This is a genomic window from Pseudomonas fluorescens group sp. PF-1 (assembly GCF_054481335.1).
In genome coordinates this window covers 990,231-1,004,884 of the sequence record NZ_JBTMNG010000002.1, presented here as the reverse complement: position 1 = coordinate 1,004,884, position 14,654 = coordinate 990,231, and the positions used below count along the sequence as shown (strand labels likewise).

Here is a 14,654-nt window from a genome sequence, read left to right as displayed (position 1 = left end):
CGGTAAAAAACGTCCGTTTTGGCTGAATGATTCTATGCTGACATTACCTAGTGATGTCAGGGTAGACGCACTCATGAAAACCAGCTCCCCGCGCAAGCAAAAAGGTGCCGCAGCGATTGAGTTCGCCTTGGTCTTCGTCATTTTTTTCGGCGTGTTTTACGCGATTGTCACGTACAGCCTGCCGCTGCTGCTGATGCAGTCGTTCAACCAGTCGACGGCCGAAGCCGTGCGCCGGAGCGTGGCACTGGACCCGAATACTCCCGGTTACGAAGCCCAGTTGAAGTCCACCGCCACGCAGGAACTGACCCGGCAACTGGCGTGGATTCCTGCGGGTCTGAACTTCAACGTTGCCACTGACGCCACCACCACCTATGTCGGCGGAGTCCTGAAGGTGAGCATCAACTACCCCACCAGTAAATTGAATGCTGTCATTCCATTTCTGAACCTGCCGGGAATAGGTCAAGTGCCTGATCTGCCCGCGACCCTCACCGCCAGTTCGAGCCTGCAATTTTGAGTGCCGGGGATAAACTCTTCGGGCGCTTGCTCAACCGCCATCCGCCTCTGGAGGCCCTGCAAGCGCCGAGCATGCCCGGTGTCGGTTTACAGATGCATCTGGACACCGAAGGTCGCGTGCTGCACCTGACCGGACCGCTGCGACACGTGCTGGCCCAGCAGGTACCCGACGCCCGGGCCCCGCATCTGCTCGACTTTTTGCTCCCGCATTGCGGCCTCGTCGTCGAAGGCTCCCCCGCCGATTGGCAGGGCCAGGCCCTGGACCTGGACTTCTGCACACTCAGTGGTCAAACCCTGCACCTGCGTGGCTGGGTCCAGCCTTTGGCCGATGCCTGGCTGCTGCAGTTGCTGGACATCGGCGACCTGCTACTCGAGCGCCGGCAATCGCGGGTGAGCGAACAATGCCGATTGCTCGCGGTGCAGATCGGCGAGCAATTGCGTCTGTGCAGCCTGACGCGCTTGCCGGAAATGCTCACCGATCAATTGCAATGCCTGGCCCAACGCTTTCACATCCCCTGCATCGCCCTGGCATTGCTCGACGAGCAAGAACAGGGCTGGCAGATTCACCAGCACTTTGCAGGCTTCGATGCGCCACAACTGTGGCACACCGGACAACGGCTGGGGACCGGCCTGGACAGCCTGAACGGCTCCGCACCGCAGCACCTGAACCCTGTCGAACACCCCCGTCTGCAAGTTATCTTTGGCAATGCCGAGGGGTTCGTCGTGCCTTATCACGATGCTCAAGGCGTGGCGGCCTGGTTGCTGTGTGGTTGCTATCCGGTGCAACAACGGGCGCCCGATGTCAGCGAGCGCGATTGGCTGCAGTTTGCCTCAGCGCTCGCCGGTCCCTTGTTGGAACGCTCCCGTGAGCAACGGCATCACCTGCAAATGGAGCGCCTGGAATCGCTGCAGGCTTTGCTGGGCGCCGGCTGGTGGGAAGTGTTCAGCGACAGGGCCGAGGTGCAACTGGCGCCCTCGCTGGCCAGCACCCTGAACCTTGCCAGCGGGCGTTTACCGCTGAACGACTGGCTCGATCAGGTACATCCCGCTGACCGCGAAGAACTGCGCAGTCGCTTGCAAGACCTGCTGGACGAAGGCACGCCTTTGATGCTGTGCGTGCGTTTCTATCGCCCCGACGCCGCGCTGCCGCCGAGCTGGTATCGCTTGCAAGGCCAGGCCCTGGGTGTCGGCCGCCATCGGCGCCTGGTGGGTTTCATGCTCGACATCAGCGACATCAAAAACCAGGAACAACACGCCGCCGCCGCACACGCACGCCTGGACAATCTGATCGCCAGTTCGCCCGCGGTGATTTACGTGCAGCGTTATGGGGAAGGCGCGTTGCAACCGACGTTCTTCAGCGACAGCCTGCTGCCGCTGCTCGGCTGGACGCTCGCCGATTGCGCCACGACTGCGTTGGTTGAACGGGTCCACCCCGAAGACCGTGATCGTTATTTCGAGCGTACCCGGCAACTGCTGCGTGAAGGCTCGGTGCGCGCCCGCTATCGACTGCGTGACAGTCGTGGCGATTACCACTGGTTGCTCGATGAGGCCAAGCTTTTGCGCGACGACCTGGGTCTGCCGGTGGAAGCCGTGGGCCTGTGGCTGGATGTCACCGAAGCGACCGTGGCGGCCGAACAGGTCAAGCAAAGCGAAGAGCGCTATCGGATTCTGGTGGAAGACTCTCCGGCGATGATCTGCCGATACCGCCCCGACCTGTCCCTGACCTTCGGCAACCGGCCACTGGCGGCGTATCTTGAGTGCACGCCCGAGCAACTGCCAGGGCTGAACCTGGGCAACTGGATGTCGGCGCAACAGCGCGAATCCTTCCTCCAGCGCCTGGCCCGTCTGAGCCCGGAGTTCCCGGTGAGCACCGCGGAAATCAACCTGCAATTGCCGGGACGGGAACACGCCTGGTGGGTCTGGTCGGATCGCGGGGTGTTCGATGAGCAGGGCCAGTTGCTGGAGATTCAGGCCGTGGGCCGCGACAACACTGAAGTCCGGCGTTCCCAGCAGCAACTGACCCAAAGCGCAAAAATGGCCACCCTCGGCGAAATGGCCACCGGCCTGGCCCACGAAATCAACCAGCCTCTGAACGTGATGCGCATGGCGATCATCAATGTGCTCAAGCGCCTGGGCAACGGTGACGTGCAGGTCGATTACCTGACCGACAAGCTCAATCGCATCGATGCGCAGGTACAGCGCGCCGCGCGGGTAGTCGATCACATGCGGGTGTTCGGCCGCCGCTCGGAGATCGAGCAACAACCGTTCAATCCGGCCCAGGCCATCGAAGGCACGCTGTCGTTATTGGCCGAAGGCATGCGTGGCAAAGGGGTGGAACTGCGCATCAGCGAAACCGGGTTCGAGGTGCAAGTTCGCGGTTACGTCGATCAGCTTGAACAAGTATTGATCAACCTGATGGTCAACGCCCGGGATGCATTGCTGAGCAAGCGTGAAACCCACCCCGAATTCAAACCGTGGATCGCGGTGTACGCCGAACGTGACCCGCAGTCGGTGCGCCTGTGGGTCGAGGACAACGGCGGCGGCATCGACCCGCGACTGCTGGAACGGATTTTCGAACCGTTCTTCACCACCAAACCGGTCGGGATCGGCACCGGGCTCGGCCTGTCGGTGAGCTACGGCATCGTCGAAAACATGGGGGGCAAACTGAGCGTGCGCAACTCCACCGAGGGTGCGCGGTTTTGTATCGAGTTGCCGGTTGTGCAGGAGGATCAGATCACCAGGTAGGCTTTGCCTTTCTCGCCGCAGGTCAGGTTGAAGCCGACGTCAACTTTGTTGATGTCGATCCCCAGGTTCATCAGCAGGCTGTTCACGATCGGGTCGACCAGCGGCGCCAACAGGCCACTGATGGCCGATGCCAACAGCGCGACGACGTTGGACAGCGTCGACAGCAACGTACTCAACAAACTGCCCAACAGACTGCCAATGGTGGGCGTGTGTTGAATCAGCGTGATCCCGCCGAGCGTGCCCTTCAGACTGCCGACCACACCCGACACCATCACCGGGTGCGTCGGGTCCGCAGACACATTGATCTCATGGGGGTTGGCAAAGGTGTAATTGGGCTCGGTGGTGCCGGCGACCGGGCTGTCGATCATGATTTCGCTGCCGCCACCGCCGAAAGGGGTTCGTGCGCCACACCCTGAGAAACTGCAGGTTTTCGAACCGATATCGACCAGCGTCAGCGGCGACAGGCTTTGAGCCGGCGACGACGATAGCCAGATGGCGTCGTCGATCTGGCCGACCTTGACCTGCACTGCGGAAATGTTGGTGGTGGCGGTGAGGCTTTTGTTGGTCGGGCTGGCGCAGGAATAGTCCGTGACGTAACTGCTGCCCGTGCCGGCTTCAATGCCCAGATCGAGGTTGAGCCCATTGGGCAGTATCTGCAGGTCGGTCTGGGTGCAATTGCCCAGGAGACAACCGGGCGCCAGCAGTGTGTTGACCAGCCCCACCACCGGGCTCAACAGCGAGTTGACCAACTGCAGCACGGCATTGATCACCGACAGGTCCACCGACACCAGGATGCGAACCTGCGCAGTGCGCACGTAGATTCTGTTCACGCCCAGCGGCGCTGCTTTCGCCAGCGCCGGGTCGCCGACCGCCGAGAATTGCGGCGGTTGAATGACCTTGATGCGGGTGGTCACGCCCGCCAGTCCCAATACATTGACTGGCAACACAGCAGTCACCGCGCTGTTCTTGTTGGCCAGTTGAACGAACCCCTGAATCAATTGAAACAACTGCACGGTAGCGTCCAGCCCTGCCGCCTGCGTTCCGGTTTGCAGCTGAAGCAAATCACCCAGTTTGATGGGCGAAGCGCTGGTGGCCGCTACCTGCAAGTTGGCCAACGCGGTGGTGACGGCCGCCGTGGCGCCGTTGAGGTTCACCACGGTGGCCGCAGCCTTGATGAACTGGGTGACGTTGCCTTGCGTGTTCAACAGTGTGGTGTAGTTGCCGGCCGACACGCCCAGTTCGATGGCGAGCTGGTCCATGAATTTGAGCAGCTTGATATCGGTCTTGACCAAGCCATCCCAGCCGCCAACGCTCAGGTTGACATTGCCCCCCAGCAGCGTCGAGAACAGCGGATTCAAGAGGCTGGATTGTGAGCTATCGACGCCCAACAGGGTGCTGCGGATGCTCAATTGCGCCAGTGAGATCTTGGGTTCGGCGGCGACGGCCGTGGCGCTGAGCCGGGTCGTGAGGCTGGCCGGCCCACCGGAGAGCAACGCGCCGATACCGGCCGCGACGCTGGTGGCCACCGTGCGGGTGGCGATGACTTGAACGGCAGCGGACTTCTTCGGGTCGGCGCTGAAGGCGCGCAAGTGATCGGCGCCGATCTGCAAGGTGCCGCAACTGACGGTCAGCGTGTTGTCGGCGTTGACGGTAAAACCGTTACGGGTAGCGCTTTGGGTGGCGTAAGCGGTGGCACTCGCCCCGGACGAGCAGTTGCCATCGCGGGTCACCGCCTCCAGTGCGGCGGTGTCTGCTACGCGCTGCAGTTTGCGCTGCTCCAGGTAAAGCCTGCCGCTATCGATCACCAACAGCATGAAACCCAGCGCCAGCGCCAGCGTACCGGCAGCCATCAAACCAATCGCCCCCCGTTGCCGGGCCGGACCGCGAAACTGCAAGCAGGGAGACATCGAGCACTCCTTTGCCGGCGCACTGCCGAGCGCTACCTCCGTTGGTGTGAAGCAGTATAGACAAGGGAAATCAGGACTGCTGGCAACTCGCCAGCGCAGACAACAAAAATTCCTGTGGGAGCTGGCTTGCCAGCGAAGAGGCCCTCAAGCGCAATGCACCACTCAAGGCCGGCTGTGTTGTATTTATCGTGGGGGATAGTTGGACAGTATCCGGGTGACCGTTTCGCGTATCGCGTCGCTGCGGTCCGAAGGGTTCGGTGTGCGGCTGAGTATCTGCTCGTCACTGCCGCGCCACACCAGTTTGCCGTCCTTGCCATCGAGCAGATCGATCTGGAGAGTGGCGACCTTGTAGGGAACCACGCGGGTTTCGTTGTACATCGGCGCGCCCCAATAGCCGTTCCAGGGATTACCCCAACCGCCGCCATAGTTGGTGCTGATCTGCTGCTGGCGCTCCTCGACAATCAGGTAGGTCTGCACATTCAAATCGCCCTTGGCACCTGCGGCAGCCGGGCGCAGGCCACGCTGATCCAGTTGATCGGCCACCGACTGGCGCACGCGCTGTTCGGTCAGGTCACTCTTGATCCGTGGGTCGTCGGGGCGATATTGCAGGGCGGGCTCTTTCCAGCTCCAGCTGCGATAGGCGGAGAAATCGCGGCTGGCGTCGAAGTCATGATTGACCTGGTTGGCGGCGCAGGCACTGAGCAGCGCGGCCACTGCCAGTAAAACGAAACGGCGGAACATGATGATTCTCCGGTAGAAGGCATGAACCTGCGAAACGCTCCATAACGACAGAAGCTAACTCGGAGGATACGCCGACATTGCCTTTTCCACAGCCTCCCGAATCGCATCGGCCTGTTCCATCTGCGTGCCCTTGCGCAGGGTTTCGGCGCTGGAACTCCAGACCGGCTGGCCGCTTTGTGCGTCGAACATATCGACCTGCACCACCACGACCTGTTCCTGATAAGTGCGGACGATCGGCACCGTGTTGTACATGCCAACGCCGTTGCCATAACCGCCGTGACCGCCGTAGTAGCCGCCGCCGTAATAGCCATAGTCATCCTGGACCTGGCGCAGGCGGGTTTCCAGGCGCAGGTTGGCGCTGACAAACAGGTCCGCCGGGCGATTGTCATGCAGCGGGCGCAAGCCGCGCTGATCGAGGGCATTGCTGACCGCTTCGGCGACCTGCGCCGAGTCGGCCCATGCGCTGCCCGGCGGCAGTTGCCCATTGAGCCAGGCCCAACTGCGGTAGCGACCGTAATCACGTGGCGCAGCCGGGTAAGCGCTGCGATCGAAGGTGTTGGCTGCCTGAGGCGGCGCCGGTGGCAAAGGGTTGGAGGTTGCCACATAGGGATTGCTGCCCTGACAAGCCGCCAACCCCAGACACAGAACTAACAACCCTGAACGACTGCTCATTTCATACTCCGATCAGACCGGCCGACAAATCCAGTGCAAATAACGCCCAAGCCCGGCAAAGCTTGGGTGACGACGATGGGCCAGTTCCATTTCCAGCAAGTCCACCAGCTCGGCGCGGGCCTGGAATTCCACCGGCATGTAATCGTGAAAAACCCGCACGCCGCTCTGGGTTTCGACTTGCCACAGACCTTCAAGTTGCGCCGCCAACTCCCGTGGATCAAGGGGCTGTTGCGGGGTCAGGCTTTGCTTCTCGCCCGCCATGTCGTTCTTGCGCATCTTGCGGAAATGGCCCTTGAGCAAGTTGCGGTAGATCAACGCATCACGGTTATAAAAGGCCAGGGAGAGCCAGCCGTCTGCCTTGGTCAGTTGATGCAGCACCGGCAGGATCGCATGGGGTTCGGCCAGCCACTCCAGCACCGCATGACAGAGCACCAGATCGTAAGGTTCGTTGAGTTGGCCGAGCAGATCCTGCCAGGGCGCCTGAATGAACGTTGCCGCTTGCCCGGCCTCGGCGAAACGCTGGCGGGCGCCTTCGAGCATGGGTTCGGCGGGCTCGGCCAGCGTCACCTGGTGGCCGCGTTGTGCCAGCCACAGCGACATGTGGCCGAGGCCTGCGCCAATGTCCAGTACGCGCAGCGGGCGATCCGGCAAGGTTTCGGCCAGATCCGCCTGCAGCACTGCCAGCCGGATCGCACCTTTGGCGCCGCCGTAGATTTTTTCGGCGAAGCGGGTCGCCAACTGGTCGAAATGACGATCGCTCATCAGCTGAACCTCCGTTCGCTGTCCGCCAGCTTGCTGCGCACCACTTCATTCATGTCCAGACCCAACTCGCTGCACAACAGCAATAGATAGAGGACGATGTCGCCGACTTCCTGCCCGGCATGAGCCAGTTGGTCCGCCGGCAACTGGCGCGACTGGTCTTCGGTCAGCCACTGGAAAATTTCCACCAGCTCGGACATTTCGACGCTCGCGGCCATGGCCAGGTTTTTCGGGCTGTGAAATTGCCGCCAGTCATTGCGATCACGGATAGCGTGCAGGCGTTCGGTCAGTTCAACAAGGTTCATCGGGTTCTCCTGAAGGCGTATAGCTTCGGGGGGATGGCGGATGAAGGCAAGCGGCAGAGGCGAATCGTGGTCACCGGATCGTTCCCACAGCGGCAAGACAACCCTCTATGCTTGTGGGGAACCCGGCGCTGCAATCGACAGCCCAAGGCTTAAGTCCGGCAACCCCGCCTTTCATTATCAGGACGCTCATTCCATGCAGGTAGAAGGTTTTTTCGAATGGCTCGGCCAGGCCCTCGGTTCCGTCATCCGTTTCATCGTTGATGGCCTCAGCGGGTTGTTCCAGATGATGAGCCGCGCCAGCAGCAATTTTGTCGAAGGCTTGTCCCGCGCCCTGGGCATGGACACGTCGATCATCAGCATTGCCACGCTGATCCTGGGATTGGTGGTGTTGTGGTCGGCGATCCGCGCGTTCATGAACGCCTCGTTCATCATGGGAATCATCTGGTTGATGCTGGGCCTCTGGTTGTTGAGCTGGGTGGTTCACTGACACCCTGTAGGAGCGCGGCAAATCCAAAATGTGTCGCTACAATGCCCGCTCCTCAAGGAGCCTGCATGTCCAACCTGATTGCCGACTGGCGCGACCGCCCGACCCATCGCCGGGTCTGGGCGCTGGCTGCGCCGATGATCCTCTCGAACATTTCCGTTCCCCTGGTGGCGCTGGTCGACAGCACCGTCATCGGCCACCTGCCCCACGCCCATCAACTCGGTGCCGTCGCGGTCGGGGCCAGCCTGTATACCTTTCTCGCCTGGGCCATGGGGTTTCTGCGCATGGGCTCCACCGGATTCGCTGCCCAGGCGGCCGGCCGTGGCGATGGCGCGGCGCTGCGACAGATTTTATTGCAAGGGTTGCTGTTGGCCATGGGACTGGCCGTGGTGTTGGGTGCGCTGGGTGTGCCGTTGAGTGGCGTCGCCCTGCATTTCATGCAGCCGTCGGCGGAACTGGACCAAATGACCCGCGAGTTCTTCCACACGCGGCTCTTCGGCCTGCCAGCGGCGCTGGCCAGTTATGCACTGGTCGGCTGGTTTCTCGGCACGCAGAACGCCCGCGCGCCATTGGTGATTCTGCTGAGCACCAACCTGGTCAACATTGCGCTGAATCTCTGGTTTGTCCTCGGCCTGGAATGGGGCGTGGTGGGTGCCGCCCGTGCATCAGTCATCGCCGAGTGGACCGGCGCCCTGATCGGCCTGCTGATGACCCGCCAGGCCCTGCGCGCCTACCCTGGCCACATCGCCTGGGCCGCACTGGCGCTGTGGCAGAGCTGGCGACCTCTGCTGGCGGTCAATCGCGATATCTTCATCCGCAGCCTGGCCCTGCAATCGGTGTTTTTTCTGATCACGGTGCAAGGTGCACGACTGGGGGATGCCACCGTCGCCGCCAACGCCCTGTTGCTCAACGGCCTGCTGCTGACCGCTCATGCACTGGATGGTCTGGCCCACGCCGTCGAAGCCCTTTGCGGCCATGCCATCGGGGCTCGTGACCGCGAGGCCCTGCGCCGCTCATTGGTGGTCGCCTGCGGCTGGTCGCTGCTGGCGAGTCTCGGTTTTGCCGCGTTGTTCCTGTTTGCCGGGCATCTGTTCATCGAGATGCAGACCGATATTCAAAGTGTGCGCGACACCGCGTTCATCTATCTGCCCTATCTCGCGGCGCTGCCGTTGATCGCGGTCTGGAGCTACCTGCTCGATGGCCTGTTCATCGGCGCGACCCGCGCCCGGGAAATGCGCAACGGCATGCTGCTGACGGTGGCGTTGCTGGTGCCGTTCGGTTGGGCGTTGCGAGGTTTCGGCAACCATGGCCTGTGGATAACCTTCCTGTTGTTCATGGTGTTGCGCAGCCTGACCCTGGGCGCGATTGCCTGGCGTCTGCGGCGCAACGATGGCTGGTTCGTGCAGATTCAGGGTTGAGGGTTCTGCCAACGGTTGCGCAGGAAATCGAGGCGCTCTTTCTGGGTAGCGCCCGGCAGCGGCAGATCGGGAACAGCCTCCGGGTGCTGCAAGCGTAGCCATAACCAGCCATCGAGCACCGCGCGCTCGCTGAACCCCAATGCCAGCCCTTCCTGGAGATGGGACCACAGCGTGCGGTAATCGGTGCCGGTGGATTTGAACCATTGCCAGGTGTGGTGCTCCAGCAGGCAGGTTTGCAGCCTTGCCTTCTGATGGGGGCTGAGTGCTTCTTCGATCGCCAGCGGGCTGACGGCAAGTCCCGGATTGAGCAGCCGTTGCCAGCCCTGGCTGCCGTTGGCCCGGTCCGCCCAGGTGCCACCGAACCAGCGCAACTGGCTGATCGGCCCCAGCCAGCGACTCAGCTCCCCGGCGTCGCAGGCATCGAAGAAGTAACTGGCGGTGCAAGGGTTGTAGTAACTCAGCAAGGCGCGGTGATGCGCGCCGAAACCGACCGTGAGCATGCGCCGCAAGTGCGCCAGCAAGGCCGATGCCGATGTCTCGCTGATCAACAGCAGGCCACGCCAGTACCGCGCATCGCGCTGGCACGCCCGGGCCAGAATCGGACAGCTCCGCAGATCGATCAGGGCCGGACCTTGCTCGCGCAGCGCATGCCACTCCGTGCCTTCGAACAGCCAGAACCACCGCGCATGCGCAAACCGGTGCGGCAGGGCGGCGCCCGCTTGTGGCACACCCGGTGTATCCAGCAAAAACCAGAGCGGGGTCGATTCGGGCATCTCGACGGCGATCATGCCGCACCACTCTGGCCAAGCCGCAACGCCGCCCGACAGGCACAAAAAGCCTGTTCACAATGATTGAAACTGCCGCCCCCGGGAAGCAGGCACAGCAACAACAAGGGCTCTCCAGAGCACAACCAGCCCTGAATACCTTCGGGCGGATCGTCGTCAATAGAGAGCGAACCGGGTGTCTCGACCGCTTCGGGCATCTGCATCGGGTTAAGAACGCCGATAATCAATGGTTGATCCGGATCGCCTTCGATGAAACTCACCACCACTTCCGTGCCTTCACTCAAACGAGCGACATTTGCCGCTTCCAGCTCCGGTGATATCGGCAGCCAACAATGACTGGGCGCTGCTCCCTCGCCTTGATAAAGCCAGTCAAATTGCACCGCCACAGGCCTGGACGGATCGGGCCGGGGCTCATCGACGTCAACAATCCAGGCCCGTTGCAGGCTGTGCATGACCGGTTTGCGTGCAGAATGAGGCGACTCGAACGACACCTCCCAACGCATCGCACGCACCTGGTTGCTGTAGGGAACGTCCGGGTCCTGACAGCCCTGATGCTCGACATGGGTCAGCAACCACGATCGATTCCACTCGGCCACCGGATGTTCGGCGAGCGGCATCATCTGCCCGCTGCGCAGTGTTGGCAGATCCGTGTGACATTGCGCGCGCTGCACCGCACTCTGCGCGCATTGTCGAACCTCGAAACGACGCACCGCCGGTTGTTCGCCATCGCTGTTGAACAACGCCCTTTCGCCACGAGAAAAACAGCCCCGACCATCGGAAAACACCACGCAGTGTCCTCTCGGCCGATGTTCGAAGTGGTAGTGCAGCCGTTCCTGGGCACACAGGCGCTGAACGAATTGCAGATCCGATTCCCGGTACTGCGTACAGAAATCATGAGGCGGGTAATCACCGCCCAGTTCGAAGCGCCGGTTCGGACCGACGATGCCGTGCTCCTTGAGCACCTGATCGAGGATTTGCGGCACCGAGCGGGCACTGAAGATGCGTTGGCTGGAACGCTGGGAAAGGCAAGCCAACCGTGGGCCCAGACGAACATGACAGAGCCTGGCCAACGGCCCGTGGTCGCGCTGGACCAGCTCATGCAGCTGTCCGTGCACACGGTTTCCCGGTGGCCCGAAATGCAGGGAGGCCGAACGGTACAACAGGCTGGAGAGGTCAAGGCTCAGGTCATCGATCAGCAACTCAATGTCAAACACGAATGGCTCGCTGATGGATTCTCTACCGGTAAAGGCCAGGACCTCGAAGGTGTCGGACAGACCAGCTACGTCCAGACGAAATGCGGGTTCGTTGACTGGATCGAACATCGGCGATTCTCTACAGGAGGGGCGGTCGGGGATTCTCGCCGAGAGACATGGCCGAGTAGAGAGGCGAAGTACAACTTAGGAAATGACCTACGCGAAAAGAGGACTAAATGGCCTGGATGGACGAGGACGTAGGTCGTTTCGCTTAGAGAAAGAGAGGTGTCGCACCAGGTCATCTGAAGTTTCCGCAGCGTACGGTAAATTTTCAGACAACCTGATGAGAGCGGGGCTTACCTCAAGAAGACAGGTAAGACGAACGGGTCAGGCCCAGACGCAGGGCATCGAGGAACTGGGTGCGCTCGCTGGCAGTGATGCGGGCACTGGCGCACTTGTCGCGGTAGTGGGTCATCAGTTCTTCTGGCGACAGGTGCACGTAACGCAGCATGTCTTCGATGGTGTCGTGGGTTTCGATACCCGCGTGATACACGCTGCCGTCGGCGTTCTGATAGATGTTCACCGAGTCGGTGTCACCGAACAGGTTGTGCATGTCGCCGAGAATTTCCTGATAGGCGCCGACCAGGAAGATGCCCAGCAGGTAGTCTTCACCGTCCTTCAGCGCGTGCACCGGCAGACTGGTTTCGATGCTCTGCTCGTCGACGTACTGCTTGATCTTTCCGTCCGAGTCACAAGTCAGGTCCTGCAGCACGGCGCGACGCAGCGGCTCCTCGTCGAGGCGGTGCAGCGGCAGGATCGGCAAAACCTGGCCGATGGCCCAGGTGTCCGGCAGGCTCTGGAATACTGAGAAGTTGCAGATGTACTTGTCGGCCAGCTTGTCATTGAGTTCGTCGAGCACCTGGCGGTGGGAGCGCTGGCGCGCCTTCAACGAGTTGTGCAGGCGACGGCACACGGCGAAGTAGCATTGCTCGGCCAGGGCTTTTTCCGCCAGGGTCAGCTTGCCGTCGGCATACTGGGAGGCCACATCGCTCATGTAGTGCGTGGCGCGCCAGTAGGTTTCGGTGACCATTTCGATATCGGTCGGGCCGAGCAGGTCCACCAGCCACTGCACGGTTTCCGGCAGCGCTTCCTTGTTCTCGATCTGCGGCACGTCGTCGTTGTGTTTCTCGACGTCGGTGACCTGCACCACCAGCATGGCGTGGTGCGCCGTCAGGGAACGGCCGCTCTCGGAGAAAATGTTCGGGTGCGGCAGGCTCTGCGCGTCGCAGAACTCCTTGAGCATGCCGACCACGACACCCGCGTAATCGTCCATGTCGTAGTTGATCGAACTGGCGTTACGCGAGTGCGTACCGTCGTAGTCGACGCCCAGGCCGCCGCCGACGTCGATGTGATCCACCGGCAGGCCGAGGTTGCGCAGTTCGCCGTAGTAGCGAATCGCCTCCTTGAAACCGTGCTGGTAGTCCGCCAGGTTGGCGATCTGCGACCCCATATGGAAGTGCAGCAGGCGAATGCCTTGATCCAGGCCGGCAGCACGGAAACGCTCGACCACTGACAGCAACTGCGCCGCCGACAGACCAAACTTGGATTTCTCACCACCGGTGTCCGCCCACTTGCTCGACGCCAGGGAGGACAAACGCACGCGCAGCCCGACCTGGGGCTTGACCTTGAGCGACGCCGCTTCTTCGATCACCAGGCCGACTTCGGACTCTTTCTCGATCACGATGAACACGTTGTGGCCGAGTTTCTGGCCCATCAGCGCCAGACGGATGAACTCACGGTCCTTGTAGCCGTTGCAGACGATGGTGCCGCCCTTCGGCGCCAGTGCCAGTACCGCCAGCAGTTCAGGCTTGGAGCCGGCTTCCAGGCCGATGGAGACGTTCTGGGTAGCGATGATGTTTTCGATCACCGCTTCCTGCTGGTTGACCTTGATCGGGTACAACGCGGTGTATTTGCTTTGGTATTCCAGGCGTTCGATGTTGGCGTCGAACGCACCGGTCAACTGACGCACGCGGTCTTGCAGAATGTCCGGGAAACGGACCAGCAGCGGCAAGGACAAGCCGCTTTTACGCAACTGGTCGACTTGCTCGAACAGGTCGATCGGCGCGCTGCTCGGGCCGTTCGGACGAACTTCGACGCGACCGGCGTCGTTGATCGCGAAATACCCGGCCCCCCAATGGCGAATCCCGTAAACACTGCGGCTGTCCGCAACTGTCCATTGGCTGCCATCGTCTTTGCGTGTGCGTCGTACGGACATCGAAGTCCCCTATAAAGAAGTCATAGTGCGTCGCCTGGATTCAGGCCGGCGCAGTCTAAAGAATGAAAATGACGGTTCGTCAACGAGGGGTAGACCCCGTCGACGGCAGTGAGTTTAGAAACCGGTCATGAACAGGCTCTGTGAAAACCATGATGACGACGCCAGACCTGACGTTCATCAGGACCGGGTCAAGCCACGGGTGGTTTTCACAGAGGCTGCTAGCCGCCGGATTTCTTCGCTTTGAAACCGTGTTTGGTCAACTCGGCCAAGAGTAGCTCGACATGGTCGCCCTGGATTTCAATGATCCCGTCTTTCAACGCCCCACCGGTGCCGCAACGTTTTTTCAACGTCGTGGCCAGCTCCTTGAGCGCGTCTTCAGCCAGCGGCACGCCGGTGATGGTCGTCACCGTCTTGCCGCCACGGCCCTTGCTTTCGCGACGCACGCGAGCGATGCCGTCGCCGGCCGGAATAACGGTCTGTTTGCAGATACAGGCGTCCACCGGTTTACTGCAATCCGGGCAATGACGACCTGCGTCGGTGGAAAATACCAGGCCACCGAGGGCGGCGAAGGATGCGGCTTTTTTGGCCACCGGCAATCCTCTTGGGAGGACAAAGACTGGTCGCAGCACTTGGGAAAGGCTATCGACCGCGAAACCCCACTCAGGCAGGGGCAGCGCTAGTGAAACAGTACATCACTGCAGGAGCTGGCTTGTCGGGTCGCCGCATCGCAGCGATGGACATCAACGATAACGCGCGGCACTCGGCAGCACGCGTCGTCCTTGCGTTTTTCGCGAACAGGCTCGCTCCTACAAAAGGTCGCGCAGTGTAACGGCAAAAACGCCGATTGCTAAGAGCCA

13 protein-coding genes are annotated in these 14,654 nt (G+C 61.5%); 4 read left to right on the top strand and 9 right to left on the bottom strand.

Annotated elements, in window-relative coordinates:
• Positions 1 to 73: 73 nt before the first annotated feature.
• Entirely contained in the window at positions 74 to 514 is a 441-nt protein-coding gene (locus tag ACX3YD_RS19230) for a TadE/TadG family type IV pilus assembly protein (RefSeq protein ID WP_458960775.1), read from the top strand.
• A complete protein-coding gene (locus ACX3YD_RS19225) occupies positions 511 to 3,258 on the top strand; it encodes a PAS domain-containing protein (RefSeq protein WP_458960774.1) in 2,748 nt (915 codons plus the stop codon). Before ACX3YD_RS19230 ends, ACX3YD_RS19225 begins: the two co-directional genes overlap by 4 nt.
• Here the strand turns inward: ACX3YD_RS19225 and ACX3YD_RS19220 are convergent.
• The 5 genes from ACX3YD_RS19220 to ACX3YD_RS19200 form a co-directional block, all read right to left on the bottom strand.
• Complete coding sequence (locus ACX3YD_RS19220) at positions 3,243 to 5,165, bottom strand: pilus assembly protein TadG-related protein (protein WP_458960773.1); 1,923 nt, start codon at positions 5,163 to 5,165, stop codon at positions 3,243 to 3,245. The two genes, ACX3YD_RS19225 and ACX3YD_RS19220, sit on opposite strands and share 16 nt — an antisense overlap.
• 183 nt (positions 5,166 to 5,348) lie before the next feature.
• Positions 5,349 to 5,906 (bottom strand): DUF4136 domain-containing protein, encoded by a 558-nt coding sequence (locus ACX3YD_RS19215; protein ID WP_103403253.1) that lies wholly within the window; start codon positions 5,904 to 5,906, stop codon positions 5,349 to 5,351.
• A 54-nt stretch (positions 5,907 to 5,960) separates the two neighbouring features.
• On the bottom strand, positions 5,961 to 6,578 hold the full coding sequence (locus ACX3YD_RS19210) for a DUF4136 domain-containing protein (protein ID WP_103403254.1): 618 nt from the start codon (positions 6,576 to 6,578) through the stop codon (positions 5,961 to 5,963).
• 12 nt (positions 6,579 to 6,590) lie between these two features.
• Positions 6,591 to 7,340, bottom strand: coding sequence for a methyltransferase domain-containing protein (locus tag ACX3YD_RS19205; RefSeq protein ID WP_090465255.1), 750 nt, complete (start codon positions 7,338 to 7,340; stop codon positions 6,591 to 6,593).
• The gene (locus tag ACX3YD_RS19200) at positions 7,340 to 7,642 is read right to left on the bottom strand and encodes a MazG-like family protein (protein ID WP_047537017.1); all 303 of its coding nucleotides are present in this window, start codon (positions 7,640 to 7,642) and stop codon (positions 7,340 to 7,342) included. The genes ACX3YD_RS19205 and ACX3YD_RS19200 overlap by 1 nt, the downstream gene beginning before the upstream one ends.
• 193 nt (positions 7,643 to 7,835) lie before the next feature.
• Here ACX3YD_RS19200 and ACX3YD_RS19195 point away from each other — a divergent pair, with 193 nt between their 5' ends.
• Both ACX3YD_RS19195 and ACX3YD_RS19190 read left to right on the top strand, forming a co-directional pair.
• Entirely contained in the window at positions 7,836 to 8,129 is a 294-nt protein-coding gene (locus tag ACX3YD_RS19195) for a hypothetical protein (protein WP_103403256.1), read from the top strand.
• 65 nt (positions 8,130 to 8,194) lie between these two features.
• Entirely contained in the window at positions 8,195 to 9,544 is a 1,350-nt protein-coding gene (locus ACX3YD_RS19190) for an MATE family efflux transporter (RefSeq protein ID WP_130206430.1), read from the top strand.
• Here ACX3YD_RS19190 and ACX3YD_RS19185 read toward each other — a convergent pair.
• The 4 genes from ACX3YD_RS19185 to ACX3YD_RS19170 all read right to left on the bottom strand — a co-directional run bounded on the left by ACX3YD_RS19185 (position 9,535) and on the right by ACX3YD_RS19170 (position 14,387).
• The gene (locus tag ACX3YD_RS19185; protein WP_458960772.1) at positions 9,535 to 10,332 is read right to left on the bottom strand and encodes a DUF4123 domain-containing protein; all 798 of its coding nucleotides are present in this window, start codon (positions 10,330 to 10,332) and stop codon (positions 9,535 to 9,537) included. The genes ACX3YD_RS19190 and ACX3YD_RS19185 overlap by 10 nt on opposite strands.
• Complete coding sequence (locus tag ACX3YD_RS19180) at positions 10,329 to 11,651, bottom strand: contractile injection system protein, VgrG/Pvc8 family (protein WP_458960771.1); 1,323 nt, start codon at positions 11,649 to 11,651, stop codon at positions 10,329 to 10,331. Before ACX3YD_RS19180 ends, ACX3YD_RS19185 begins: the two co-directional genes overlap by 4 nt.
• A gap of 232 nt (positions 11,652 to 11,883) precedes the next feature.
• Positions 11,884 to 13,797, bottom strand: a complete 1,914-nt coding sequence (gene speA, locus ACX3YD_RS19175) for an arginine decarboxylase (RefSeq protein WP_458960770.1) — start codon at positions 13,795 to 13,797, stop codon at positions 11,884 to 11,886.
• Positions 13,798 to 14,015: 218 nt separating this feature from the next.
• The gene (locus ACX3YD_RS19170; RefSeq protein WP_103403260.1) at positions 14,016 to 14,387 is read right to left on the bottom strand and encodes a translation initiation factor Sui1; all 372 of its coding nucleotides are present in this window, start codon (positions 14,385 to 14,387) and stop codon (positions 14,016 to 14,018) included.
• Positions 14,388 to 14,654 lie beyond the last annotated feature (267 nt).

Coding starts and splice junctions, on each gene's coding strand:
- ACX3YD_RS19230 (WP_458960775.1), top strand. CDS start 74: ATGAAAACCAGCTCCCCGCGCAAGCAAAAAGGTGCCGCAGCGATTGAG.
- ACX3YD_RS19220 (WP_458960773.1), bottom strand. CDS start 5,165: ATGTCTCCCTGCTTGCAGTTTCGCGGTCCGGCCCGGCAACGGGGGGCG.
- ACX3YD_RS19215 (WP_103403253.1), bottom strand. CDS start 5,906: ATGTTCCGCCGTTTCGTTTTACTGGCAGTGGCCGCGCTGCTCAGTGCC.
- ACX3YD_RS19210 (WP_103403254.1), bottom strand. CDS start 6,578: ATGAGCAGTCGTTCAGGGTTGTTAGTTCTGTGTCTGGGGTTGGCGGCT.
- ACX3YD_RS19205 (WP_090465255.1), bottom strand. CDS start 7,340: ATGAGCGATCGTCATTTCGACCAGTTGGCGACCCGCTTCGCCGAAAAA.
- ACX3YD_RS19200 (WP_047537017.1), bottom strand. CDS start 7,642: ATGAACCTTGTTGAACTGACCGAACGCCTGCACGCTATCCGTGATCGC.
- ACX3YD_RS19195 (WP_103403256.1), top strand. CDS start 7,836: ATGCAGGTAGAAGGTTTTTTCGAATGGCTCGGCCAGGCCCTCGGTTCC.
- ACX3YD_RS19190 (WP_130206430.1), top strand. CDS start 8,195: ATGTCCAACCTGATTGCCGACTGGCGCGACCGCCCGACCCATCGCCGG.
- ACX3YD_RS19185 (WP_458960772.1), bottom strand. CDS start 10,332: ATGATCGCCGTCGAGATGCCCGAATCGACCCCGCTCTGGTTTTTGCTG.
- ACX3YD_RS19180 (WP_458960771.1), bottom strand. CDS start 11,651: ATGTTCGATCCAGTCAACGAACCCGCATTTCGTCTGGACGTAGCTGGT.
- speA (WP_458960770.1), bottom strand. CDS start 13,797: ATGTCCGTACGACGCACACGCAAAGACGATGGCAGCCAATGGACAGTT.